Source organism: Mycobacterium sp. Soil_C_30 (assembly GCF_057656995.1).
This window is the reverse complement of sequence record NZ_JBDGJH010000010.1, coordinates 93,805-118,048: the sequence shown is the minus strand read 5'-3', so window position 1 is coordinate 118,048 and position 24,244 is coordinate 93,805. Positions and strand designations below refer to the sequence as shown.

Here is a 24,244-nt window from a genome sequence, read left to right as displayed (position 1 = left end):
CGTTCACGACTGGCCTGCGTACGCCCGCGCCACCCGGGTGACGAACTGGTACACCCCGTCTTCGTCGGGGGCCAGCGGGCCAGGCCGGGCGTGTGGAGAGCTGAGGCCGCGTTGCACCGATTCGCACGCCGCCCAGTCCTGCCGGTTCGTCAGATCCCAGAAATCCACGGCGTAGGACGGATCGAAATCGGGCTTGTCGGCCACCTCACGCGGGAACGCCCAGGCGCATTCCACGTGCGTGCGGTCAACCGCCAGCGGCGTCATGAGGTGGGTCATCACATAGTCGGGATGCAGGCTGACCAGCAGGTTGGGATAGCCGACGAGGTACATCACGGTGCGCAGTTCGTGTTCGGACAGGCCCTTGATGGCCACTCCCTCACTCTTGCCGCTCAGGGACATCGTTTCGGCGCCGTCGACGATCGACATCCAGCCACCCATCCACGAGCCGTCGAGCTCGAGGTTCTCGCCACTGGTGGGCGGGCTGATGCGGCTCAGTTCCGGGTGGATCGACGAGCAGTGGTAGCACTCCTGGTAGTTCTCGGCGATCACCTTCCAGTTGGTGGCCAGCTCGTAGGAGTGCCGGGCCACGACGGTGAGGTCCTCGGGACGGTACGGAGCCACCACGTCTTCCAAGCCGGCAACGTGCCGGCCGAAATCGGTGTCCTGACCGCTGCGATCGACGAACAACCAACCGTGCCAGTTGACCAGTCGCAGTTCACTGAGCCCGAACTCGGCGGGCAGGAAGTCGGCGGAGTCGGCGAAACCCGGTGCGTTGCGCAGACTTCCGTCCAGCTTGTACGACCACGCGTGATACGGACAGACGATGCCGCGGCGTTTGATCTGCGCGCCGCAGGCCAGCAGCTCGTGCCCGCGATGCCGGCACACGTTGGCGAACGCGCGCACCAGGTCCTCCTCGGCGCGCACCAACAGCACACCGGTGGCCCCGGCGCCGACGGCTTTCTGGCTCCCCACCGCCGGCAGATCGGCGGCCTGTCCCACACAGGTCCAGCCCGAGAAGATCACCCGCTGCTCCCAGTCGAACACGTCCGCGTCGACATAGGCCGCCCGCGGCAGCATCCGTGACTGCCCGAACGGCGCCAGGGACGCCGCGAGCTCGGCGGCGGGAACGGGAGCCGGCCCGTGCTGTTTGAACATACAGTCAAGATTACTGGTTAGCCCCGCCCCGGGTCCATACCGGCGACCGAGCGTGTCTGTACAGAACACGCCGGGTTTCTACGTACAAAGTGGTGCGCTCGCGCGGGATCTCACGCGGGATCTCGCGCAGGATCTCGCGCGGGATCTCGCGCAGGATCTCGCGCAGGATCTCACGCGGACAATCTCAGGCTTCGCCGGCGAAGGCGCCGATGCTGCGATCGGTGCCGTGCCCCTTGGCCATTCGTCGGTACACCAGGTACCCGATCACCACTGCGGCGAACGCGGCCATCAACAACAGCGTGGCCAGCGCATTGAGGGCAGGTGTGGGCGCGGCGCGTGCGGTGTTGTAGATCTTCACCGACACCGGCTCGGTCGAGGCGCCGCCGGACAGGTACCGCACCAGCACAAAATCATCGATCACGTCGGCGAACACCAGGACGGTACTGGCGAAGATCGCCGGAGTGAGCATGGGCAGGATGATCCGGCGCAGCGCACCCAATTGTGTTGCGCCCAGGTCCATTGCGGCCTCCTCGTATTGTCGGCCGATGGTGGCCAGCCGGGCCCGTACCAGCACCGCCGGGTAGGACACCTGGAACGTCACCAACCCGACCACCTGCGCGGCTGTCCCAGAGTCAACGGCAGCGCCACCGACGTGATCATGAACAGCAACGCCACGGCCAGCAGCACTTCGGGAATGACGAAGGAGAACAGCATCAGCACGTTCGCGCCGTCCGGGAGCCGACCACGCCACCGGTCGATACCGATCGCGAACAGCACCCCCAACGGCACCGTGATCAACGTGGCGATCACACCGAGTTTGAGAGTCTGGAACAACGCCGTGTGCAGGGCGGCGTCATGCCAGACCGATCGCGTCTCGTCGCCCCAGTACCAGCGGAACGAAAACCCTTGCCAGTCGGTGCGCGAGCGGCCGTCGTTGAACGAGAACCACACCGCGATGAGGACGGGCAGCAATGACCAGATCAAGTACACCGAGGTGACGGCCACCAGCACCCGAGGCGGGCGCCACGGGTCGTTCCACCACGTCGCCAGGCTTCTCATGAGGCCACCTCGTCGCGGCGGGCCATCACCCGCACGTAGTAGATCATCGGCAGCAGCGCGACCAACAGGACGATCATCACGAATGCGCCCGCCTGGCCGGTCTGCCCGGGGGCCTGCACGCTGTCGTTGATCAGATTGCCCACCATCGCCGTCTTGGGTGACGCCGAGAGCAGATCGTTGGTGAAGTAGTCCCCGAGCATGGGCAGGCAGGTCAGCAACACCGCGGCCACCATGGTGGGCCGGCACAGCGGGAGCGTCACCCGCCAGAAGGACGACAACCGGTCGGCACCGAGGTCACGGGCAGCCTCCAGCGTGGACTGCGGCAGACGGTCCAAACCCGCGTACAGCGGCAGGATCATGTACGGCACATAGCCGTACACCAATCCGAGGATCACCACGACGGGTTGCCCGGTCAGCCAGTGCACACCGACATCGAAGATCCCACCGAAGCTCAGCACCGAATTGACCAGGCCGTCGTCTTGTAACAGGTTGACCCAGGCCAGCATTCGCATCATGTAACTGATCCAGAACGGTGCGATCAGCAGAGCCAGCAGCAGCCCCTTGCGCTTCCCGGCCAGCCGGGCCACGTAATAGGCGACGGGAAAGGCGATCAGCAGGCACAGTGAGCTGGCGATCAGCACGTAGGCCGCGGTGCGCAGCAGCGCCGGGCCGTAGACACCTCCCGGACCGATGCGGCTCAAGACATAGGTGAACTGTCCAGGATTCCAGTGCAGCGGATTCCACACCGGCACGGCGGTGCGGAAGAGGGGGTCGACGTAGCCGAAGACCACGCACAGGACCACGTAGAGCGGAATGATGAAACACAGCGCCAGCCAGAGCAATCCAGGTGCGGCGAGTGCGGGCCACAACCACCTCGAGCGATCACGCGACGTGGGCGTGGGCGCTGGGCTCAGGCCGGTGACCGCCACGGCCGGTCAGGATCCGCCGGCGTTGAAGGCGTTCCAGACGTTGTGCCACGCCGCGTCGTTGGCGGGGTCGAGCTCCAACAACCGGAATCCGGTGTCGAAGTACTCCGGCTTGACGATGGCAGTGCGGAGATTCTCCGGGATGAACTCTTCGGCCACCAACGAATCCGCCGTGATGGAGTTCTGCGGTGGCTGGTAGCCGATGGCGGAGAAGTTTTCTTTGGCCACCGCGGGGTCGAGCATGTGGTTGAGGAACAGATGCGCCAGTACCGGGTTCTTGCCCCCGCGCAACGTCACCAGCATGTCGTTGTCCACCAGCCCTTTGCCGTCCGGTGGGAACCAGTACCGGAGGATGTCGGTGCCCACGCCGTCGGGGAGGTAGTACTGGGCGTTGATGATGTCGCCGGACCACATCTGCGCCAGACCCATCTGCCCGGCGGGCAGATCGCTGTACATGGTGATGGTGACCTTCGGAGAGGTCGCCTCGACGAGTGCACTGAGCTGCTCCCCCACCATCGTCAGGTCGGCCTCCGATGAGGTGTTGACATCGGTGATGCCCTCTTTCAGCAGCACCATGGCCATGGCACTGTGCCAGTCGTCGAGGATGGCGGTCTTGTTCTTGTAGATGGGGTCCCAGAGAGCTGCATACGGATTGGCCAGGGCGGCAATGTCTTCGGGTATCTGATCGGTGCGCCAGCCGATCCCCGTGGTGTAGATGGTGTACGGCACCGTGTAGCGCCACTCCTGGTCGTACCAGGGGTTGGTGAAACTGGACCACACGTTGGTGATGTTGGGGATGTAACTGTGGTTCAGCGGGCGCAGCAGGCCGCCGTTGACCAGCCTGCTGATCTCGGTGTAATTGGCGTTGTAGATGTCGAAGTCGACGCCGCTGCGCAGCTTGGTGATGGCCTCGTCACCATCGTTGAAGGTGGAGACCTCGATGGTGCAGCCGTACTGCTCCTCGAACGACGTGATGGCCTGCGGGCTCAGATAGTCGGCGTAGTTGTAGATCTTGAGCGTGGCACCCTTCTCCGGCGCCAGCCCATCGCCGATCGGCTGATTGTCCCCGGCGATGTCCCACGTGACGGGGCTGTCCGGACGCGCAAGTGTCAGGCTGGGTGCCGAGGATCCCCCGGAGCCCGAGGGCCCCGAGCTTCCGCAGGCCGACAGCGCACCGCTGAGTGTGGGTGCGGCGAGAGCGAGAAGCCCAGCGCGGGCCAGGAATTGGCGCCGAGTCGGGCCGGATGATCTGGGTACTGGCATCGTGGCCTCCCCGCTTTTGCATCTTGTCGCTGGTAGGACTCTCGCATAGACTGAATGATCAGTCAACCGATAGGAAGCGGAGGTTCCGCTGTGGCTTCGCGCACGATCGAGAGCCCGGTGGCCGACACGGTGGACCAGCTGATCGCCGACCAGGAAGAGATCTTTCTGCGGCGCCAGCCCAACAGCACCGAACTGATCACCAGAGCCCGGGAACACCTGGCCGGCGGCGCCACCTCCAACTGGCAGATCGCCCAACCCCAGGCGGTGTGGATGAGCCACGGCGCCGGCTCGAGGGTCTACGACGTCGACGGCACCGAGTACGTCGACATGCACGGTGGTTACGGGGCCTCGATCGCCGGGCACGCGCACCCCGCGATCGTGCACGCGGTGAGCCGACAAGTAAGGCGCGGAACCCATTTCGCGCAGCCCACCGAAGACGCCATCTGGATCGCCGGTGAACTCGCCCGCCGCTTCGGCCTGCCACTGTGGCGGTTCGCCAACTCCGGTACCGAGGCCACCATGGACGCGGTACATCTGGCCCGGGCGCTGACGGGGCGGGACCTGATCATCAAGATCGAGGGTTGTTATCACGGCCACCACGACTCGGTTCAGGTGTCGGTGCTGCCCGAGGCCGACGAGGTGGGTCCCAGGGACCACCCGGTCGGGGTGCCCGGTAACAGCGGAATCCCGGCAGCCATCCGCGATCTCGTGGTCGTGGTGTCGTTCAACGATGCCGGCGCGGTGGCCCGCGCCCTGGCCGAACACGACGGTCGGGTGGCGGCGATGATCCTCGAGCCGGTGATGATGAACGCGGGCATCATCCCGCCCGACGACGGCTATCTGGCCGAGATCCGCCGACTGGTCCACGCCGCCGGCGCGCTCCTGATCTTCGATGAGGTCAAGACGGGTTTCACCACCGGACCGGGTGGTGTCACCGCGCTCAGCGGCGTCGTCCCCGACATGGTCTGCCTGGCCAAAGCGCTGGGTGGCGGGATCGCGGTGGCGGCCATCGGCGGCACCACCGAGGTGATGTCGGCGATCGCCGACGGCCGCTATGAACAGGTGGGCACCTTCAACGGCAATCCGCTGGCCATGGCGGCCACCAGGGCCACCCTCAGCGATGTGCTCACCGAGGACGCCTATCGTCGCCTCGGTGTGCTGGCCCACCGGTTGCGATCAGCACTCGAGGCCACCATCGCCGAGCATGCGCTGCCGTGGCACGTCGTCGCGGTGGGCGCCAAAGGATGCGTGACGTTCCGGCAGGACCGGGTGCGTGAGTTCCGGGACTTTCTGCAGATCGACGCGCGGCTGGGTCATCTGCACTGGTTGATGCAGCACAATGGCGGAGTTTTCCTGCCGCCATGGGGGAAGGTGGAGCAATGGCTGTTATCCGTTCAGCACGGCGCCGGCGATGTCGACCGGTTCGCCGCCAACTTCGCCCGCTTCGGCACCGCCGTGACCCGCTGACCCGGGAGCCGTGCCGGTGACCGGCGGAGCGATCCGGCTGCAGCAGCTGGCGAAGTCGTTCAATGGCATTCCCGCGGTCACCGGGATCGATCTCGACATCCCGGCGGGCCAGTTCTACTCACTGTTGGGCGCATCGGGCTGCGGCAAGACCACCACGTTGCGCATGATCGCCGGCTTCGAGAAACCGGACTCGGGCCGCATCGAACTCGACGGCCGCGATGTCGCCGGCGACCCGCCGCACAAGCGGCCCGTCAACACCGTCTTCCAGACTTACGCGTTGTTCCCGTTCATGACCGTGTGGGACAACGTCGCTTTCGGCTTGAAGTATCTGAAGACCACGCGCGACGAGACCAGGCGCCGCGTCGGGGAGGCGCTCGAGCTGGTGCGGATGTCCGAGTTCGCCAAACGGCGGCCGACGCAGCTCTCGGGTGGGCAGCAGCAGCGCGTCGCGCTGGCACGGGCACTGGTCCTGCGCCCCCGCGTGCTGCTGCTCGACGAACCCCTGGGCGCGCTGGATGCCAAACTCCGCAAACAGCTTCAGCTCGAATTGCGCACGGTGCAACGCGAAGTCGGCATCACGTTCGTCTATGTGACGCACGACCAAGAGGAAGCGCTGACCATGAGCGACCAGATCGCGGTGATGGCCGAAGGCCGCGTCGAGCAGGTGGGCCCGCCCCAGGAGATCTACTCCGCCCCGGCCACCACCTACGTGGCGGGCTTCCTGGGCGCGGCCAACATCTTCGACGCCGAAGTCCTGGAATCGGCCGGCGGCTCCGCACTGTGTGCCACGATGTCGACGACGGTGCGCTGCGCCTCCACCGAACGCGCGGGTCAATGCCCCACCGGGCCCGCGGCCGTCGTGATCCGGCCGGAACGCCTGACGATCCACAGCACCAACCACACTCCGGCGCCGGACACCAACGTGATTCCCGGTGTGGTACGCGAGGTGGTCTACCTGGGGTCGTGCACGCAGGTGCACGTCGACGTCGGTGATGTGACCGCCCTGGTGGTCGAGGTGGCCAATCACGCTGGGCCGCAATCGGTTGGCTTCGAACCGGGCGCCACGGTGCACTGCGAGTGCAGCCACGACGCGGTGCGGGTGCTGACCCGCAGCTCAGCCGTGGTGGTGGCCGACCCGGTGGTCGAGCTGAGCCTGTCCTAGCGGCTCGGCTTCCTCAGCGACGGGCGGCCTTCTTGGCCGGAGTCTTCCTGGCGCGCTTGGTCGCCGGCGAGAGGTCCAGTTCCCGCTCGGCGAAACGCATCGCGATCTGGTAGGCCACCTCCGAGTCCACATCGGGATCCTCGAGCGCCACCTGGATGGACAACCCGTCGAGCAGGGCCGCGAACTCCAGGGCGAACATCCGTGAATCGACCTGTGGATCACGCTCGCCGGACTCGGCGGACTCCAGCGCGTCGATGATCATCCGGCGCCACCGCGCATCGAGTTCGATGCGGCCGGCCCGCACTTCCTCATGGCGGAATGCCTGCGCCCACAGGTCGAACCACAACCCCCAGGCACCGGGGATCTCGTCAGCGCCGTGGCCCTCGGGCACACACGTCCAGCGGATCAGCAGGGACAACCGTTCCCGCAGCGAACTCACCTCGGCGAGCATGGCTTCGGCGGCTTCGTAGAACGACTCCTCCGAGTGCCGGAGGGCGTCGACGAGCAGGCGGTCGCGGGTGCCGAAGTAGTAGATCACCAGCGCCGAGGACACCCCGGCCCGCTTGGCCACGTCAGCGATCCGGGTTTCGGAAAACCCGCGCTCACAGATCAACTCGGCTGCGGCGCGCAACATCTGGATACGCCGGCCCTCGTTGTTCTCGGTGGCGGGTGCTGGTTCGGCCATGAGTTCGACGATCTCCCTGTAGATACGGCTTCGCTGCCTCTTGTCCGAAGCCTAACACTTGGTTAGATTGAACAGTCAGTCAAGGTGTGCCGAATGACTGAAGGGTTCCGCGATGTCCGATTCTTACGATGCTCTGGTCATCGGCGGCGGCCACAACGGCCTTGTCTCCGCGGCCTACCTGGCCCGCTCCGGAGCCAGGACACTGGTGCTCGAATCTCGAAGCACCGTCGGCGGCGCCGCCACCACCGAGGCACCCTGGCCCGACGCCCCGCATCTGCGCGTCACCCGGTTGTCGTACGTGATGAGCCTGATGCCGCCCACCATCGTGCGTGATCTCGGTCTCGAGCGGCACGGCTACAAAGTCCACCCGATGGGGCCCTACTATCAGGCCTTCCCCGAGGGCGGCTCGCTCACCATCTACGAAGACGACCCCGCCCGCACCCATGAACAGCTGGCCCGGTGGTCCAAGAGGGATGCCGACACCTGGCCCAAGTGGAACGCCTGGCTGGAGGGAATCGCCGATGTCATGGGTCCGCTTCTGACGCAGGTCCCGCCGAACATCGGCTCGCACAAACCGGGCGACCTGCTCGACCTGGCCAAACTCGGCTGGAGCCAACGCGGCATGACCACCCGCATGATGGGCGACGTCACCCGGCTGCTCACCATGAGCATCGCCGACCTGCTCGATGACTGGTTCACCTCACCGCAGATCAAGGGTGCACTGGCCGTCAACGGCGTGATCGGCACCTGGGCCGGCCCCTACGAACCGGGTACCGCCTACGTGATGGCACACCACTCCATCGGCGATGTCGGTGACGGGCAATTGGGAAGCTGGGGGTATCCCGAGGGCGGCATGGGAGCGGTATCCGACGCCATCGCCCGGTCGGCGCGCGCCTTCGGCGCCGAGATCCGCACTGAGGCAAGGGTTTCCCGATTGCTCGTGCAGAACGGCCGCGTGCGGGGCGCGGTCCTGGACACCGGTGACGAGATCCGCGCACCGCTGGTGGTCACCACCCTGCATCCACGGACCGCCTTCCTCGACCACATCCCCCGCCATGAACTGCCCAGCGAGTTCGTCAACGACATCGAGCGCTGGAAGACCCGCAGCGGGGTGGTGAAGATCAACCTCGCGCTGGCCGAACTACCCAACTTCACCGCCGACCCGAGCACCGGCCTGGCCGAGCATCACACCGGATCCGTGGAGATGGCCCCGACCATGGACTACATCGAGGCGGCATTCCAGGACGCCCGGCTCGGCAAACCCGCCGCGCTGCCGTTCAGCGACGGCGTCATCCCCACCACCTTGGATCCCACACTCAATCCCGATGGCACCCACATCATGTCGTTGTTCACCCAGTGGGTGCCCTCGGACTGGGCCGACGAGGCACACACGGAGGAACTGGACGCCTACGCCGACCGGCTGATCGACCTCTACGACCAGGTGGCTCCCGGATTCAAATCCTCGATCCTGCACCGCGACATCGTGGGACCGCACGAGATGGAACAGGAGTACGGCCTCATCGGCGGCAACATCTTCCACGGTGAGCTGTCCCTCGAGCAGCTGTTCCACATGCGTCCGGCCCCCGGTTTCGCCGATTACCGCACGCCCATCGCGGGGCTCTACAACGGCAGCTCGGCAACCCACGCAGGCGGCGGGGTGTGCGGCATCCCTGGCTGGCAGGCCGCCAGAGCCGCCCTGGCGGACCAGAAGCGCGCGGGCCGCCGTGCGCGGATCGCCTCGTTCGGCCGACGCTCCTGAGCAATGTGACGCCTCGAGCTGCCGTGGCGACCATGCTGGGCGCCCGATCCATCGCCGTGGTCGGCGCCAGCGCACGGCCCGACAGTTTCGGCGCCAGGATGGTCACCGAAGCGTGCCGCGGATCGGCGCGGGTCCATCTGGTCAATCCGGGCTACCGGCGCATCGGCGAAATGCGTTGCGTACCAGCCTTGGAAGCATTGGACGAGGCGCCGGAGCTGGTACTGCTCGGAGTCCCCGACGCCGCGGTGGTCGCCGCACTCGAGTCCGCCGTTTCCGTCGGCGCGTCCTCGGCGGTGCTGTTCGGGTCCGCGCACGGCGCCGGACAGCGCGAGCGCATCATCACGCTGGCCCGCGACGCCGGTATGGCACTGTGCGGGGCCGGCTGTATGGGCTTCATCAACAACGCGCTCGGGGTGCGCGCGCTGGGCTATCTCGAGCCCGATCCCCTGCCGCCCGGTGGCGTTTCGTTGATCACGCATTCCGGGTCGGCGTTCTCCTCCCTGTTGCGCAGCCGTCGCGGGTTCGGTTTCCGGCTGGCGGTGTCCTCGGGGCAGGAACTGGTCACCGACACCGCCGATTACATCGAGTACGCACTGGCCGACCCGGGCACCGAACTCATCGCCCTGGTGCTGGAGACTCCGCGGTCGGTGCCGCGTCTGGGGGCGGCTCTGCGCCGGGCGGCCGACGCCGGCATCCCGGTGGTGATGCTCACCGTCGGCGGATCACCCCGTGGCCGCGCGATGGTGGCGGCACACTCGGGCGCCCTGGCCGGCGGCGCCGAAGGGTGGGCAGCATTCTGCGCCGCCACGGGCGCGGTGCACGTGCACGATCTCGCCGAGTTCACGGACACGATCGAACTTTTCAGCGCCCGGCGGCGCAGCCGGGTCGCACCGGGGCCCGGCACGGGAATCGCCACCGTGCACGATTCCGGCGCCGAACGTGCGTTGTGCGCCGACGTCGCCGATGCCGTGGGTGTGCCGTTCGCCGATCTTGACGGGCACACCGTGGCCGCGATCGCCGAGTTGTTGGACGACGGGCTGGCGGCTGCCAATCCGCTGGACGTCTGGGGCACCGGCGCCGACACCCGGGCGTTGTTCGGCGCGTGCCTGCGGCTGATGACGGCGGATCCGGCCGTGGCCGTCACCGCACTGGCCGTGGACCTGGTCACCGAGTTCGACGGAGACACCGCCTACACCGACGCCGTGCTGGACACCGCCCGGCACACCGATGCGCCTCTGGCCGTGCTGACCTCGGTGCCGTCGGCGGTCGATCCCACGATGGCCGCCCGGGTACGTAGCGCGGGTATCCCGGTGCTCGAGGGCTATCGCAGTGGACTCGCCGCGCTGCGGCATCTTGTCGAATGGCCCCATCCGGCGCCTCCACCTGATGTTGCGGTGGACTCGGCACGTCAACGCCGCTGGCGGGCCCGCCTGGCCGCGGGTGCCGCGCCGGCCTTCGAGCTTCTGGCCGACTACGGCATCCCGGTGGCCGCCTCGCGGCCGGCCGGGAACCTCGACGAGGCACTGAACGCGGCTGCGGCAGTGGGGTATCCGGTTGCCTTGAAGACCACGGCGAGCGCCCACAAGACTGAGGTGGGCGGTGTGGTACTCGGTGTGGCGGAGCAGGACGCCCTGCGCACCGCCTACACCGCGATGGCGGGCGCACTCGGGCCGTCGGTCACCATCAACGCCATGGCCGAACCCGGGGTCGAGGTCTCCGTGGGTTTTGTCAGAGACCCCAGCTTCGGACCCCTGGTGGTGATCGCAGCCGGAGGGGTGATGGTCGAACTGGTCGCCGACCGCGCCGTCGCCCTCCCCCCGGTCTGCGCCCGCGCCGCTGAGCGCCTGGTGATGTCGTTACGGATCAGGCGGCTTCTCGACGGGTGGCGCGGCGCGGCTGCGGCCGACTTGGCGGCGCTGGTCCAGGTGATCGTCGGATTCTCCTGTCTGGCAGCAGAACTCGGCGATGTGCTGGATGCGGTGGAAGCCAACCCGGTGATCGTCGGGCCCAACGGCGCGGTGGCGGTCGACGCGCTGGTGATCGCCCGCGGTTGAGGAGTCAGAAACTGCCGGGGTCGGCGAGCAACGGCGCGAACGCCAGTTCCGCCGCGCCGATCATCAGCGTCTCGGCGCCGAGTGTCGCCGGCACCACGCGGACCAGATCACACGGCGCCCGCATGCTCCGCCGGCCCAACTCCTCGCGCAACACATCGGAGGCGTAGGCAGGAAACACCCGCAAGAAGCCACCGAGCACGATCAATCGCGGATTCAGCATGTTCACCGCATTACCCAGGGCGATGGCCAGCGAGCGCGCCTGCCGGTTGATCACGTCCAGTTCGGCCCCGCTGTGGATGGTCGGCGCGGCGCCGTCGAGCTCATCCAGCAGCCGGGCCAACGGCGCCTGCGTGACTTCGGTTTCCAGGCATCCCACGCTGCCGCAATGACAGGGCTCGCCGCCGCCGACGTAGGTGTGGCCCAGTTCGCCGGCATAACCCGCGACCCCCTCGAGCAGCCCACCCGCGACCACAAAACCGGCGCCGATACCGCTCGGTCCGCCGTTGACGTAAATCAGGTGGTCGGCATTGCCGTGCCGGCCGAACAAGTGCTCGGCGATGGCGCCGAGATTGGCATCGTTGGCCGCAGAAGAAGTCAAACCCGTTGCTGTGCTGAGCATCTGGCCGATCTCGACGTTGTGCCAGTCCAGATTGGGCGCCAACTGGACCGCCGACCCCGGACCGTGCACCAGCCCGGGCACGGCCACTCCGACAGCGGTGAGTTCCTGACCCGGCTGCAAGCCGACGCGGATCCGATCGATCGATTCGACTGCGATCTCGACCGCCGCCGCGGCGGTGGGCACACCTTTGGTCGAGCGACGTACCACCTCGAGTACCAGCCCGCCGAGCCCGACCACGCCCACCGTGACCGCGTCCACCTCCGGCGTGACGGCCACCGCCAGCACCCGATTGCCCGGGCTGACGATGGGACTGGGCCTGCCCACCTGCGCCACCGCCGGTGCCGGGGACTCCTGGACCAGCCCTCGCGCGCTCAGCTCCTCGACCAGATCCTTGATGGTGGACCGCGACAAACCGGTCCGGCGCGTGAGCTCCGCACGGCTCAACGCACGGTGGTGATGCACCAGGGTCAGAACGCTGGACAGGTTGCGCCGGCGGACGTCGTCGGTGCTGGTGCCCACCCGCGCAGCGCGCTGGTCCCCGGTGCGGTTCATCGTTTCCCTTCTCGCGCGACCACCCTTGACAGTGGCGCAGCCCACATCATATGTTCGCTCGCAGAACAAATAAACCGTTTCACCACAAGCCCGCCGACACCGGGCCCGAGGAGCATCATCATGACGGTTCTGGAAAGCAACGCGCGCGCCGACGAACTTAAGCCGACGCCATCCGACAAGTTCTCGTTCGGCCTGTGGACCGTGGGCTGGACCGGTGCCGACCCATTCGGCGTGGCCACCCGGCCCACCCTCGACGTGGTCGAGGCCGTCGAACGGCTCGCCGAACTCGGGGCACACGGACTGACGTTCCACGACGACGACCTGATCCCGTTCGGCAGCTCGGAAGCCGAACGCCGCCGGATGATCAGCCGGCTCACCTCAGCCCTGGAAGCCAACGGACTGGTGGTGCCGATGATCACCACCAACCTGTTCACCCAACCCGTGTTCAAGGACGGCGGATTCACCAGCAATGACCGCGCGGTGCGGCGTTTCGCCCTGAGCAAGGTGCTGCGCAATATCGACCTGGCCGCCGAACTGGGTGCCCGGACGTTCGTACTCTGGGGCGGTCGCGAGGGCAGCGAATACGATTCGGCCAAAGACGTTCAGGCCGCGCTGGCGCGGTACCGCGAGGCGATGGACCTGCTGTGCCAGTACGTGATCGAGCAGAACATCGACCTGCGATTCGCGATCGAACCCAAACCCAATGAGCCGCGGGGCGACATCCTGCTCCCCACCGTCGGCCACGCATTGGCGTTCATCGAGACCCTGGCCCATCCCGAGCTCGTGGGCGTCAACCCCGAGACCGGCCACGAGCAGATGTCGGGTCTGAACTTCATGCACGGCATCGCGCAAACCCTCTACAGCGGCAAGCTTTTCCACATCGACCTCAACGGTCAGCGCGGCATCAAGTTCGACCAGGACCTCGTGTTCGGCCACGGCGACCTCGCCAATGCCTTCGCTCTCGTCGACCTACTGGAGCATGGCGGCCCGGACGGTACGCAAGCCTATGACGGCCCACGGCATTTCGACTACAAACCCAGCCGCACCGAGGACAGCGCCGGGGTGTGGGCGTCAGCGGCGGCCAACATGCGGATGTATCTGTTGCTGAAGCAGCGGGCCGCCGCGTTCCGCGCCGACCCGGCGGTCATCGACGCACTGGCCGCGGCCAAGGTGCCCGAACTGCGGGAGCCCACCCTCTCCCCCGGCGAGACCTATGCCGATCTCCTGGCCGACGCGGCCTCCTACCGGCAGTTCGACCCCGCGCCGTACTTCGGTGGACGCGGCTGCAACTTCGTGGCGCTGAACCAGCTGGCGATCGAGCACCTGATGGGCGCGCGCTGACCCGGCCGTGGCCGAACCTCTGCATCACCGAATCCTGGACGTGACACAGGTCACGTTATATGTTGCCTGAAAGAACAAACCGGGTCGGGGGCTCGTGCCGTCCTGCGCACCTCACATCCACAACTTCACCCACCACTTCTCCGGAGGCGATTTCCGTGAATCGAACCAGCACCCTGCTCCTCACCGCGGTCGTCGGCGTCGGTCTCACGCTCAGCGCGTGCAGCAGCAGTGATTCCGGCTCCGGCGGCGGGTCGGAGACCGGCACCGGAGGCGCCGAGGCCCAGAGCGGCAAGATCGGTGTCATCCTGCCGGACACCAAATCGTCGGTCCGCTGGGAGTCCAAGGACCGGCCCGCGCTGGAAGCCGCGTTCAAGGAAGCCGGCGTCGACTACACGATCCAGAACGCCGAAGGTTCCGCCGACACCATGGCCACCATCGCCGACGGCATGATCGCCGACGGCGTGACCGTCCTGGCGATCGTCAACCTCGACTCCGACAGCGGCGCCGCCATTCAGCAGAAGGCCGCGTCCCAGGGCATCAAGACCATCGACTACGACCGCCTCACACTCGGTGGTTCGGCGGATGTCTACATCTCGTTCGACAACACCGTCGTCGGAGAACTGCAGGGCCAGGGCCTGGTGGACTGTCTGGGCGGACGGCCGGCGAACGTGGTGTTCCTCAACGGATCTCCCACCGACAACAACGCCACGCTGTTCTCCAGCGGCGCCCACTCGGTGATCGACGCCACCCCCAGCATCACCAATGTCGGCGAGCAGGCCGTGCCCGATTGGGACAACGACAAGGCGGTGACGATCTTCGAGCAGATGTACACCGCGGCCGACGGGAAGATCGACGGTGTGTACGCGGCCAACGACGGTCTGGCCGGTTCGGTGATCTCGATCCTGGAGAAGAACAAGCGAGCCGGGCAGGTACCGGTCACCGGCCAGGACGCCACCGTCGAAGGGCTGCAGAACATCCTGGCCGGCACGCAGTGCATGACCGTCTACAAGTCGGCCACAGAAGAGGCCAACGCACTGGCCGAGGCCGCGATCGCGCTGGCCAACGGTGAACAGCCGCAGACCAACAACACCTCGCGCGACGACCAGGGTGGCCGCGACGTGCCCTCGGTGCTGCTGACCCCGAAGTCGATCACCAAGGACAACATGAATGTGGTGTTCGACGACGGCGGACAGTCCAAGGACGAGGTGTGCGCCGGGCAGTTCGAAGCCATGTGCTCGGCGGCAGGGGCCTGAATCGTCATGACCTCAACCGGCGAACCCATTCTCGAACTCCGCGGCGTCAACAAGAGTTTCGGTGTGGTGCACGTCCTGCACGACGTCGACTTCCAGGTCTATCCCGGCGAGGTCACCGCCCTGGTCGGGGACAACGGCGCGGGGAAGTCGACGTTGGTCAAGGCGATCGCCGGCATCCATCCCATCGACAGCGGCGAGTACCTGTTCGAAGGCAAGCCGGTCACCGTCCACGGACCCAACGATGTGTCGGCTCTCGGCGTCGAGGTGGTCTACCAGGATCTGGCATTGTGCGACAACCTCGACATCGTCGAGAACATGTTCCTGGGCCGCGAGATCAAGCGGCGGGGCATCCTCGACGAGGCCCGGATGGAGACCATGGCGCGGGAAGCGCTGGCATCGTTGTCGGTACGGACGGTCAAATCGGTGCGCCAGACCGTGTCCAGCCTGTCGGGCGGTCAGCGCCAGACCGTCGCCATCGCCAAGTCGGTCCTGTGGAACTCCAAGGTGGTGCTGCTCGACGAGCCCACCGCCGCACTGGGTGTCGCGCAGACCCGGCAGGTGATCGACCTGGTTCGCCGGCTCGCCCAGCAGGGTCTGGGTGTGGTGCTGATCTCGCACAACATGGTCGACGTCTTCGAGGTTGCCGACCGGATCTGCGCGCTCTACCTGGGCCGGGTGGCCGCGGACGTCAAGGCCTCCGAGGTCACGCACAGCCAGATCGTCGAACTCATCACCGCGGGACGGTCCGGCAGTCTGGGCCTGGCACCCGCTCAGGCCGCGGAATCGCTGTGAAGGGTAATGACATGACCAGTGTTCGTCCGGATGTCACGCTGGCCGAGGGCGACTTCATCGGCGACACCCGCACCGACCAGAGCTTCGGTGCTGCGGTACGCGGGTACTTGCAGCGGGTGCGCGGCGGTGACATGGGGTCGCTGCCCGCGGTGCTCGGTCTGGTCGTGCTGTTCGTGGTGTTCGGCCTGGCCAACGAACGGTTCCTGTCCGCGCTGAACCTGGCCAACCTCATCACCCAGGCCGGTTCGATCTGCGTGCTGGCCATGGGCCTGGTGTTCGTGCTGCTGCTCGGGGACATCGACCTGTCCGCCGGTGTGGCGGGCGGGGTTTCGGCGTGTGTCATGGCACTGGCGATCGTCAACATGGACTGGCCGTGGTGGCTCGCGATCGGAGCCGGTATCGCGTGCGGCGCCTTGATCGGGCTGGCCATCGGTGTGCTGCGCGCCAAACTCGGCATCCCGTCGTTCGTGGTGACACTGGCGTTCTTCCTGGGCCTGCAGGGTGTCACGCTCAAGCTCATCGGCGAGGGTGGTTCCGCGCGCGTCGACGACCCGGTGATCCGGGGCCTGACCATCAGCAATCTGTCGGTGACGGCCGGGTGGACATTGGCCCTGGTGGTGGTGCTCGGCTTCGCCGGCCTCGAGCTCTACCAGTACCGCCGCAAGACCGCACTGAGACTGGCCCACCCGCCGCTGGGGGTGGTGGTCGCACGGATCGTCGCCGTCGCCGTCGTCGTCCTCGGAGTCACCTACGTGCTCAGCGTCAACCGCGCCGTCAACCGGGGTGTCGAGATCCGCGGCATCCCTTACGTTCTGCCGTTGATCCTGGTGCTACTCATCGTCTTGACCCTGGTGCTGAACCGGACGGCCTACGGCAGGCACATCTACGCGGTGGGCGGTAACGCCGAAGCCGCCAGACGCGCCGGTATCTCGGTGGCGCGCATTCGCGTCTCGGTGTTCATCGTGTGCTCGTCGTTGGCGGCGTTGAGCGGCATCATCGCCGCGTCGTACGCCGGGAAGGTGTCGGCGTCCTCCGGTGCGGGCAACACCCTGTTGTACGCCGTGGGTGCGGCGGTGATCGGGGGCACCAGCCTGTTCGGCGGCAAAGGCCGGGCCATCGACGCGGTGATCGGCGGTGTGGTGGTGGCCACCATCGCCAACGGTCTCGGACTGCTGAACCAGTCCTCCTACATCAACTTCCTGGTCACCGGCGGGGTGCTGCTGCTCGCCGCGAGCGTCGACGCGATCTCCCGCCGCCGGCGCTCGGCCACCGGCTTGAGTTGAGCTGAGCCACCACGGGCACTCGGGTCAGGGCGAGACCGGCTGGGTTGCAACGGTTTGCGGGAACGGCAACGAGATCGGCTCGGGTTCGAGTCGGCTGCGCCCGTCGGCGTCGAACCGATCCAGCCCGAGGTCGGTCAGGTCCAGCCAGTCGCACCTGCCGGTGGCGGTGAGGTCGGCGGCCACCTCTGCCACCGCCGGTCCCCACATCATCCCGTGCCCGGCAGCGCTGGCCACCACCGTGCCGGCGACGGGGCCGTCGTCGGTGAGCAACGGCCCCAGGATCGGCAGGTGGTCGGGGGTGTAGTCGATGGTGGCCGCCCAACTGCGGCGCAACCCGAGGCCGCGCACCGCCGGGTACAGCGCTTCGATGCGATCGCGCGCCTTGGCGTAATACCTCCAATCGAACTCCGTGGCCGGCCCCGGAGGTTCGTCGGGGTTGCTCATCCCCCACAGAAGCCCACCGAATTCGCCTGGTCGCCAGTAGATTCCGGACACCACATCGAACACCATGGGCAGCTCGTGCACGTTGCCGGCTGGTAGCGGCGCGGTGACCACCACCTGGTGCCGGGTGCCCCCTGCGGGCACGCGGGCCCCGGCGGTGCGGCCCACCTCGGCCAGTTGCGGACCTCCGGTGAGCACCACACGTTCGGTGTTGATGGGTCCGTCGGCGGTGTCGACGCCGACCACCCGGCCGCCGGCGGTGCGCAACCCGGTGAACGCGCAGCGCTCGCGTACGTCGACACCATGGGCGTTCAGCGCGGCGGTATAGGCGAGCACGTTGCGTGGCGCGTCGATGTAACCGTCACCGGGTGCGTAGGACGCACCGAGTGTGGACTCGGGTGCCAGGCCCGTGTCGCGGGCCGCCAGATCGGCCGGTGAAAGCCATTCGACCTCGAGTCCGAGCCGCTGCTGCAACACGATTCGCTGGTGCGCCTGTCTGACCTCGGCGTCACTGAAGCACGGCATCAGGTAACCCTGCGCCACAAAACCGCAGTCCACCGGAAATCGGTCGCCGCTGGCCCGGTAGAACTGCTGACTCCGCATGCCGAGCCGGATAGCGGTCTCGGTGCCGCCTTGGGCGCGGACCATGCCAGCGGCACGGCTGCTGGCCCCTTCGCCCAGAGTTGATGCCTCCAGCAGGATCACGCTTTTCACGCCGCCGGCTGCCAGCAGCACCGCCGTCCACGCTCCTACGGTGCCGCCACCGACCACCACCACATCAGCACTGGTCATACTACGAGACCGTCGCATAAACTGAACACTCAGTCAAGAGCAGTGACGACGATCGGGGCACGGGCATGTACGGTCTGACCGCCGAGGATGAACTGATCCGTGCCACCGCCGCCGAATTCGCCGAGTCACTGATGCCCTACGAGGTCGAGGCCGAACTGGCCGGCGGGCAACTCCCCCGCGAGATCGCCGCCGCACACCACGCCAGAGCACTCGAGCTCGGCCTCTACGCCACCAACATCCCCGCCGCTGCGGGTGGAGCCGGATTCACTGCGCTGCAACAGGTTCTGGTGCAGGAACAGGTGGGCCGGGTCACCAACGGGCTGGCGTGGGTGATGCACACCCCGCCGCAGTGGTGGGTGGACGTGGCCACCGACCACCAGCGTGAAAAGTGGTTGACGCCGGCGGTGCGCGGCGACAAGCACGAGGCGTACGCGATCACCGAGGAGTTCGCCGGCTCCGATGTCTCCGAGCTGCGCACCACCGCCCGCAAGGACGGCGGCGACTACGTGGTCAACGGCGTCAAATGGCATGTCACATCGTTCAATCTGGCCGACTACCTGTTCGTCCAAGCGGTGCTGGACAACGGCGAGTTCGCCGGCGAACACGTGCTGCTGGTGGTGGACCTGCCCTGGCCGGGTGTCGATGTCGTCCGCACCCCGCACTACAGCCATCACATCGCCGACGAGCACCCCATCGTGTCGTTCACCGATGTCCGGGTGCCCGCGTCGCATCTCGTCGGCGCCGAAGGTGAGGGGATGACGTTCACCCAGGACTGGTTCCGGTTCGAGCGGCTGATGGTGGCCGCCCGGTGTGTCGGGGCGGGGCAGCGCCTCGTCGACGAGATGACGGCCTTTGCCAAGGACCGCACCGTCGGCGGCACCGCACTCGGTGAGCACCAGCTGGTGGCGGGCATGCTCGCCGACAGCGCCACCGAACTGTTCGCCGCCCGCACCATGCTCTACGAAGTGGCCCGCTCCATCGATGCCGGACTGGATCGCAAGACGCTGCACGGTCTGGCGTCGATGGCCAAGCTGTACTGCTCGGAGATGGCGGGCCGGGTGGCCGACCGCGCCGTGCAGGTGTTCGGCGGCCGGGGCTACATGCGGGAGAACGTGGCCGAGCGGATGTTCCGGGAGCTGCGGGTGGAGCGCATCTGGGAGGGTGCCAGTGAGATCCAGCGGCTCATCGTGGCGCGGCAACTGCTCAACGGGCGATTCGCGGAGTTTCACCGGCACTGAGCGCCGCGGCGGACATCACACCTCGATGGGCGGGTGCAGTCGCTCCATCGTGTACTGCCGGTTGCGTCGGGCCGCCCAGGAACTGGCCGCCAACGCCGCCGCCAACAGGCCACCCAGTACCGCGACCGCCACCCACAGCCGCGAGTCGACCCCACCGACGGTCAGCTGGCGTAAGCCGTTCACGGCGTAGGTCATCGGATCGAAGGGGTGGATCCACTGGAACGGCGTGGCGGTGGTCTCCACCGGATAGATACCGCCGGCCGAGACCAGTTGCAGCATCAGGAACGCCAACGTGATCACCCGTCCGACTGCCACGCCGAACACGGCGTTGAACGCCTGGATGATGGCCAGGAAGGTGGCGGCGACGAGTATCAGGAAGGCCACCGTGGCCAGCGGGTACTCGGCGTGCAGACCCACTCCGAAGTGCACGACGACGTACATCACCACCACCTGGCAGAACGCCACCAACAAGGCCGGCCAGTACGACGCCAGCACCACCCGCAGCGCCCCGAGTCCGTTGACGATGGGGCGGGACTGCAATGGCGACAACAACATCCAGATGATCAGCGCGCCGATGAACAGGGCCAGCGGCAGGAAGAACGGCGCGAACCCGGTGCCGAAGGTGGCGGCGGGGTTGTCGTTGACGAGGTCGAGTGCCACCGGCGCGGAGAGGGTACGGGCCACCTCGGTGCGCTGCTGCGGTGTCCACGACGGTACGTGGGTGGAGCCCTCTTTGAGCTTGGTCGCCAACTCCTGCCCGCCGGCCTGGAGCTTCTCCGTTCCGGAAGCCAGTTCCGAAGCGCCGTCGGCCAAGCGCCGGCCTCCATCGCCGAGCGTGACCAGACCGTCGGACAGCTGGTGCGCCCCGGTGTTCAACTGGTCGACGCCGTCGCGCAGCTTGGCCACATCGGCACGCAGCCCGCCGTTGAGTGCTGAACTCAGAAACGTCCGCAGCTGGCTGTTGGGGTCACCCAGCTCGTTCTCCAGCGACGTTGCGCTGTCGCGCAACCGGACCAGCCCGGCGTCGGTGGTGGGATCGATGCCCTGGGCGTTCAGCAGATGCTGCGCGCCGGCCAGGAAGTCACCCAGATCGCGGACCGTCGGATCCGGATTGTTGCGCAGCAGGCCGACGGCCTGGTTGACGATGGCCGCGGCCTGCGCCTGGTCGACGTTGAGCGCAGCGATCCGGTCAGTGGTCGAACGCACGGCCCCGCTGAGGTGCTGGGCCGCCCGGCTCACCGCATCGGGGTCGAGCTGCAGATCACCCACCCGGTCCAGCACCGACAGCAGCGGGTCGGTGGCTTTGTCGACGGAGGCCGCCAACTGAGAAGTGCCCGCGGCCAATTGGGCCGAGCCGCTCCGGGCGGTGTCCAGGCCCGCGGCCAACGCGTCGGCGCCGGTGGACAACTGATGGGCGCCGTCGTTTGCGGTCCCGAGGCCGGCGGCAAGCTGGCCGGCCCCGTCGGCTGCCTGGATCAGGCCGGCGCCGGCGTCGGTGAGCCCGGTCAGCACCGTGCCCACGGTGCGCTCACCGATCGAGGCGTTGACCTGATTGAGCACTTCGCGTGACGCGTTCTGCCCGATGATCGAGCCCAGATAGTTGTTGGCGTCGTTGAAGGTGAACCGGATCTTCGCCTGGTGCGGGTCGCCACCGGACGGTGAGGCGATGCTCTCCGAGAAGTCCTGCGGCAGCGTGATCGAGAAGTAGTACTTACCACTGGCGACTCCGTCGGCGGCCTCCTGCGCGGACATCTGGTGCAGGTCCAACTGCCCGGAGGCTTGCAACGCGGCGGCCACCTGGTCGCCGGCCTTGAGCGGTTGCCCCTGCGCCGAGGCTCCGGCGTCCTCGTTCACCAGCGCCACCGGCACCTTGTTCACCTCGGCGAACGGGTTCCAGAACGCCCACAGGTACATCGCGCCGTACAGCAGCGGCATCACGATGATGGTGATCAGCGCGATGCGCGGCAGCGCGCCGCGCGAGTACTTCTTGAGATCGGTGCCCAGCGACATCCCGGCCAACACGTCTACTTCTCCTCTTGGGTAACGAGTTCCGCGCGCGTCATGTTGGGCACGTCGACGTGGTCACGAACGTCGTGGCCGGGCACCCCGTTGACCGTCGCGGTGATCACCGTCTGTTCCAGACCGAGTGCGACAAGGCGCTGCACCAGCAGCTCGCGACTCGAGTCGCTGCTGACCTGATCGAGATCGCCGACCACCAGCAGCGGTGGCCGGGCGGTGTTGGCCAATGCGATCCGCAGCAGCAGGCCGTCGAGTTCGGTGAGCTCGTCGACGTATTCGCCCAGCGGTGGCAGCGGCAGGTCGCCGAACACCGCCCCGCAGATGCGGTGCAGGTCGTCCTCACCGGCGCGGCGAATCAGCTTGTACCAGGGCGCGTCCCACCGCAGCTGCTCGGTGAGCACGTCGCGCACTGTCACCGACTCGGCCACGGTGTCGAGCTCGTCGATGCCCGCCAGCGCCGAGACAGCGAAGATCTGCGTGGCCTTGGTACGCCCGAAGACCGTCAACTCCCCCGCGACCGGACGCATCCGTCCCGCGAGCGTCATCAGCAACGCGGTCCGGGCGGTGCCGGCCGGGCACACCAGGACGGTCACGCCGCCCTGTTCGATGTCCAGGTCGATGGGTCCGTACACCGGTCCCCACGGCCCGGTCATCCGGATCCCGCGGGCGGTGACCGCGGGCTCGGCTGACGGATTCACGGGTTCCACGGGCTCGTCCGGCACCCGCCAATCCCAGCACACCCGTGCCGGTTTGACTGTCGAAGCCGCGCGCGTCACACCTGTGTCGGGCCGCTGCGGTCGAGCACCAACATCGCAACATGCAGTGACGTGCGGGATTCCGCATCGTCGAGGTCGACGCCGAGCAGTCGCTGCAGCGCCGCCAACCGGGCGTAGAGGGTGGGCCGCGACAGATGCAGCCGTCCGGCAACCTCGGTCTTGTTGCCGCCGCACTCGAGGAACACCCGCAGCAGCCCGAACGCCTCCTCACCGTGTTTGGCGCGATGCTCCAGGACGCCGCGCAACTCGGTCTCGGCGAACGCCTGGACGCGCGGGTCGCTGCGGATCAGAGCGACGAGCCCACGCAGCCGCACGTCGGCCGCGCGGTAGAACGGGCGCTCGGAGGCCCCGTCCGGCCCGCGGGGCAGGTTCGAGGCCACCTCGGCCACGTACACCGATTCAGCCAGCCCGTCGGCGGCGTCGACGAGTCGGCTGGATTCCGGGCCCACCCCGATGAAGCATTCGGAGACGCCGTCGATGCGGGTGACAACCCGGCGGATGTGCCCGCAGACCCGGGTGAGCGAACCACCATGACGCAGCGCGAGCAACAGGTCGATCTGGCCGTCCTCACGGCTCGACGTCAGCACCGTATGGCCGTCGGCGCGGATCGCGTGCACCACCGCATCAAGGGTGCCGGCGCGGCGCTGCTGCATCAGCACCTGATCGTTACTCCGAGTTTCCAACGGGCGCAGGGTGATCGGTACATAGGTCAATGCCGGCCGCAGTCCCAGCGCATGCGCGCGGGAGGTCGCCTCGGCTTCGTCGCGAACCCGATGCGCACGCAGGTCGTCCACCAGCCCGCTCTGTGCCCGCAATTCCAGCGAGGTCCGGCCCTGCTCGGCCATGTGGTGCAGGGCCAGCGCCTGCGCCGCACGCTCGACGGTCATCGCCGCGCGGGTGTCGCCGGGCGCCAGCCGGGGCGCGATCAACCTGCCCCACTCCTGTCGGTAAGGCCCGACCGAGCGGACCAGCCAGCCGCCGGAGGTGTCCGCCAGGCGCGAGCGGCGGTCCCAGTCCGCGAGCAGCTCGGCCGTTCGCACGCCATGGGACGCGAACGCCAGCACCTGCCGGTTGAGGTCTTCCAGGACGACGGGTGTGTCCAGCATGTCGGCGCACGCCGCCACGATGTCGTCGACGGCGGCGCGACGCATGCTCAGGGCGGTGAACGCTTCGTGGACGCGGCGGGCGTAGTCCACCTCGGCGTACTGCTCGGCGACGATGCGGCGGTGTACCTCCTCGGTGACCTCGACGAAGCGGACCTCCTGGTGCAGCGCGATCACCGGCAGGGGCAGCTCGTCCCCCAGCGCCGCGACGCCGGCGGGGATCTCGGCGATGTGCAGCCCCAGTTCGACGACAACGCCGACCGCCCCGGCTGCAGCCAGCCGCGACAGGTATCCCGGATCGGTCAGTGCGGCGCCGGTGGTGAGCACCAGTTCGCCACCCTCGAGCAGGTTCGACAGGTCGGCTAGGTCGCTGACGTGTACCCATCGCACCGGGCGGTCCAGCACCTCGGGGGTAGCTCCGAACACCTCGGGCACCCCGGCTTGTATGACCGGCAGGTCGAGTATCTGGCCGATCGTCAGCGTCATTGACACATCGTAAAGTCTT

General features: G+C 67.5%; 20 protein-coding genes. 9 read left to right on the top strand and 11 right to left on the bottom strand.

Going from position 1 to position 24,244, the window contains the following annotated elements; genetic code table 11:
* Positions 1–3: 3 nt before the first annotated feature.
* The 5 genes from AC3A6P_RS19735 to AC3A6P_RS19715 form a co-directional block, all read right to left on the bottom strand.
* Positions 4–1,155, bottom strand: coding sequence for an aromatic ring-hydroxylating oxygenase subunit alpha (locus AC3A6P_RS19735; RefSeq protein WP_487693385.1), 1,152 nt, complete (start codon positions 1,153–1,155; stop codon positions 4–6).
* A 184-nt stretch (positions 1,156–1,339) separates the two neighbouring features.
* Positions 1,340–1,756, bottom strand: a complete 417-nt coding sequence (locus AC3A6P_RS19730; protein WP_487693384.1) for an ABC transporter permease — start codon at positions 1,754–1,756, stop codon at positions 1,340–1,342.
* Positions 1,753–2,214: an ABC transporter permease gene (locus tag AC3A6P_RS19725; protein WP_487693383.1), complete on the bottom strand. Its 462-nt coding sequence runs from the start codon at positions 2,212–2,214 to the stop codon at positions 1,753–1,755. Before AC3A6P_RS19725 ends, AC3A6P_RS19730 begins: the two co-directional genes overlap by 4 nt.
* Positions 2,211–3,143, bottom strand: coding sequence for an ABC transporter permease (locus AC3A6P_RS19720; RefSeq protein ID WP_487693382.1), 933 nt, complete (start codon positions 3,141–3,143; stop codon positions 2,211–2,213). Before AC3A6P_RS19720 ends, AC3A6P_RS19725 begins: the two co-directional genes overlap by 4 nt.
* A gap of 6 nt (positions 3,144–3,149) precedes the next feature.
* Positions 3,150–4,403, bottom strand: coding sequence for a polyamine ABC transporter substrate-binding protein (locus AC3A6P_RS19715; protein WP_487693381.1), 1,254 nt, complete (start codon positions 4,401–4,403; stop codon positions 3,150–3,152).
* Positions 4,404–4,493: 90 nt separating this feature from the next.
* On the opposite strand from AC3A6P_RS19715, the gene AC3A6P_RS19710 reads away from it, so the two are divergent.
* Positions 4,494–5,870: an aspartate aminotransferase family protein gene (locus AC3A6P_RS19710; protein ID WP_487693380.1), complete on the top strand. Its 1,377-nt coding sequence runs from the start codon at positions 4,494–4,496 to the stop codon at positions 5,868–5,870.
* 16 nt (positions 5,871–5,886) lie between these two features.
* Positions 5,887–7,032 carry an ABC transporter ATP-binding protein gene (locus tag AC3A6P_RS19705; protein ID WP_487693379.1) on the top strand — a complete coding sequence of 382 codons (1,146 nt, stop codon included), beginning with the start codon at positions 5,887–5,889 and terminating at the stop codon, positions 7,030–7,032.
* A gap of 13 nt (positions 7,033–7,045) precedes the next feature.
* Here AC3A6P_RS19705 and AC3A6P_RS19700 read toward each other — a convergent pair whose 3' ends face one another.
* Positions 7,046–7,717: a TetR/AcrR family transcriptional regulator gene (locus AC3A6P_RS19700; protein ID WP_487693378.1), complete on the bottom strand. Its 672-nt coding sequence runs from the start codon at positions 7,715–7,717 to the stop codon at positions 7,046–7,048.
* Between the two features lie 112 nt (positions 7,718–7,829).
* Between AC3A6P_RS19700 and AC3A6P_RS19695 the strand changes: the two genes are divergently transcribed.
* Complete coding sequence (locus tag AC3A6P_RS19695) at positions 7,830–9,476, top strand: phytoene desaturase family protein (protein WP_487693377.1); 1,647 nt, start codon at positions 7,830–7,832, stop codon at positions 9,474–9,476.
* A gap of 32 nt (positions 9,477–9,508) precedes the next feature.
* Entirely contained in the window at positions 9,509–11,530 is a 2,022-nt protein-coding gene (locus AC3A6P_RS19690; RefSeq protein WP_487693505.1) for an acetate--CoA ligase family protein, read from the top strand.
* A 4-nt stretch (positions 11,531–11,534) separates the two neighbouring features.
* Here AC3A6P_RS19690 and AC3A6P_RS19685 read toward each other — a convergent pair whose 3' ends face one another.
* Positions 11,535–12,701 (bottom strand): ROK family transcriptional regulator, encoded by a 1,167-nt coding sequence (locus tag AC3A6P_RS19685; RefSeq protein ID WP_487693376.1) that lies wholly within the window; start codon positions 12,699–12,701, stop codon positions 11,535–11,537.
* 120 nt (positions 12,702–12,821) lie between these two features.
* Here AC3A6P_RS19685 and xylA point away from each other — a divergent pair, with 120 nt between their 5' ends.
* From xylA to AC3A6P_RS19665, 4 genes are all read left to right on the top strand, one after another.
* On the top strand, positions 12,822–14,042 hold the full coding sequence (gene xylA, locus AC3A6P_RS19680; RefSeq protein WP_487693375.1) for a xylose isomerase: 1,221 nt from the start codon (positions 12,822–12,824) through the stop codon (positions 14,040–14,042).
* 155 nt (positions 14,043–14,197) lie between these two features.
* The gene (locus AC3A6P_RS19675; protein ID WP_487693374.1) at positions 14,198–15,295 is read left to right on the top strand and encodes a sugar ABC transporter substrate-binding protein; all 1,098 of its coding nucleotides are present in this window, start codon (positions 14,198–14,200) and stop codon (positions 15,293–15,295) included.
* Between the two features lie 6 nt (positions 15,296–15,301).
* Positions 15,302–16,087 (top strand): ATP-binding cassette domain-containing protein, encoded by a 786-nt coding sequence (locus AC3A6P_RS19670; protein WP_487693373.1) that lies wholly within the window; start codon positions 15,302–15,304, stop codon positions 16,085–16,087.
* 11 nt (positions 16,088–16,098) lie between these two features.
* Positions 16,099–17,370 carry a sugar ABC transporter permease gene (locus AC3A6P_RS19665; protein WP_487693372.1) on the top strand — a complete coding sequence of 424 codons (1,272 nt, stop codon included), beginning with the start codon at positions 16,099–16,101 and terminating at the stop codon, positions 17,368–17,370.
* Between the two features lie 24 nt (positions 17,371–17,394).
* Here AC3A6P_RS19665 and AC3A6P_RS19660 read toward each other — a convergent pair whose 3' ends face one another.
* Entirely contained in the window at positions 17,395–18,603 is a 1,209-nt protein-coding gene (locus AC3A6P_RS19660; RefSeq protein WP_487693371.1) for an NAD(P)/FAD-dependent oxidoreductase, read from the bottom strand.
* Between the two features lie 65 nt (positions 18,604–18,668).
* Between AC3A6P_RS19660 and AC3A6P_RS19655 the strand changes: the two genes are divergently transcribed.
* Positions 18,669–19,841, top strand: a complete 1,173-nt coding sequence (locus AC3A6P_RS19655) for an acyl-CoA dehydrogenase family protein (protein WP_487693370.1) — start codon at positions 18,669–18,671, stop codon at positions 19,839–19,841.
* Between the two features lie 15 nt (positions 19,842–19,856).
* Here AC3A6P_RS19655 and AC3A6P_RS19650 read toward each other — a convergent pair whose 3' ends face one another.
* The 3 genes from AC3A6P_RS19650 to AC3A6P_RS19640 all read right to left on the bottom strand — a co-directional run bounded on the left by AC3A6P_RS19650 (position 19,857) and on the right by AC3A6P_RS19640 (position 24,225).
* Entirely contained in the window at positions 19,857–21,851 is a 1,995-nt protein-coding gene (locus AC3A6P_RS19650; protein ID WP_487693504.1) for a YhgE/Pip family protein, read from the bottom strand.
* Between the two features lie 14 nt (positions 21,852–21,865).
* Positions 21,866–22,513, bottom strand: coding sequence for a hypothetical protein (locus AC3A6P_RS19645; RefSeq protein WP_487693502.1), 648 nt, complete (start codon positions 22,511–22,513; stop codon positions 21,866–21,868).
* Between the two features lie 119 nt (positions 22,514–22,632).
* A complete protein-coding gene (locus tag AC3A6P_RS19640) occupies positions 22,633–24,225 on the bottom strand; it encodes a PucR family transcriptional regulator (protein WP_487693369.1) in 1,593 nt (530 codons plus the stop codon).
* Between the last annotated feature and the right edge of the window lie 19 nt (positions 24,226–24,244).

Coding starts and splice junctions, on each gene's coding strand:
- AC3A6P_RS19735 (WP_487693385.1), bottom strand. CDS start 1,155: ATGTTCAAACAGCACGGGCCGGCTCCCGTTCCCGCCGCCGAGCTCGCG.
- AC3A6P_RS19725 (WP_487693383.1), bottom strand. CDS start 2,214: ATGAGAAGCCTGGCGACGTGGTGGAACGACCCGTGGCGCCCGCCTCGG.
- AC3A6P_RS19715 (WP_487693381.1), bottom strand. CDS start 4,403: ATGCCAGTACCCAGATCATCCGGCCCGACTCGGCGCCAATTCCTGGCC.
- AC3A6P_RS19700 (WP_487693378.1), bottom strand. CDS start 7,717: ATGGCCGAACCAGCACCCGCCACCGAGAACAACGAGGGCCGGCGTATC.
- AC3A6P_RS19695 (WP_487693377.1), top strand. CDS start 7,830: ATGTCCGATTCTTACGATGCTCTGGTCATCGGCGGCGGCCACAACGGC.
- AC3A6P_RS19690 (WP_487693505.1), top strand. CDS start 9,509: ATGCTGGGCGCCCGATCCATCGCCGTGGTCGGCGCCAGCGCACGGCCC.
- AC3A6P_RS19685 (WP_487693376.1), bottom strand. CDS start 12,701: ATGAACCGCACCGGGGACCAGCGCGCTGCGCGGGTGGGCACCAGCACC.
- xylA (WP_487693375.1), top strand. CDS start 12,822: ATGACGGTTCTGGAAAGCAACGCGCGCGCCGACGAACTTAAGCCGACG.
- AC3A6P_RS19670 (WP_487693373.1), top strand. CDS start 15,302: ATGACCTCAACCGGCGAACCCATTCTCGAACTCCGCGGCGTCAACAAG.
- AC3A6P_RS19665 (WP_487693372.1), top strand. CDS start 16,099: ATGACCAGTGTTCGTCCGGATGTCACGCTGGCCGAGGGCGACTTCATC.
- AC3A6P_RS19660 (WP_487693371.1), bottom strand. CDS start 18,603: ATGACCAGTGCTGATGTGGTGGTGGTCGGTGGCGGCACCGTAGGAGCG.
- AC3A6P_RS19655 (WP_487693370.1), top strand. CDS start 18,669: ATGTACGGTCTGACCGCCGAGGATGAACTGATCCGTGCCACCGCCGCC.
- AC3A6P_RS19650 (WP_487693504.1), bottom strand. CDS start 21,851: ATGTCGCTGGGCACCGATCTCAAGAAGTACTCGCGCGGCGCGCTGCCG.
- AC3A6P_RS19645 (WP_487693502.1), bottom strand. CDS start 22,513: ATGACCGGGCCGTGGGGACCGGTGTACGGACCCATCGACCTGGACATC.
- AC3A6P_RS19640 (WP_487693369.1), bottom strand. CDS start 24,225: ATGACGCTGACGATCGGCCAGATACTCGACCTGCCGGTCATACAAGCC.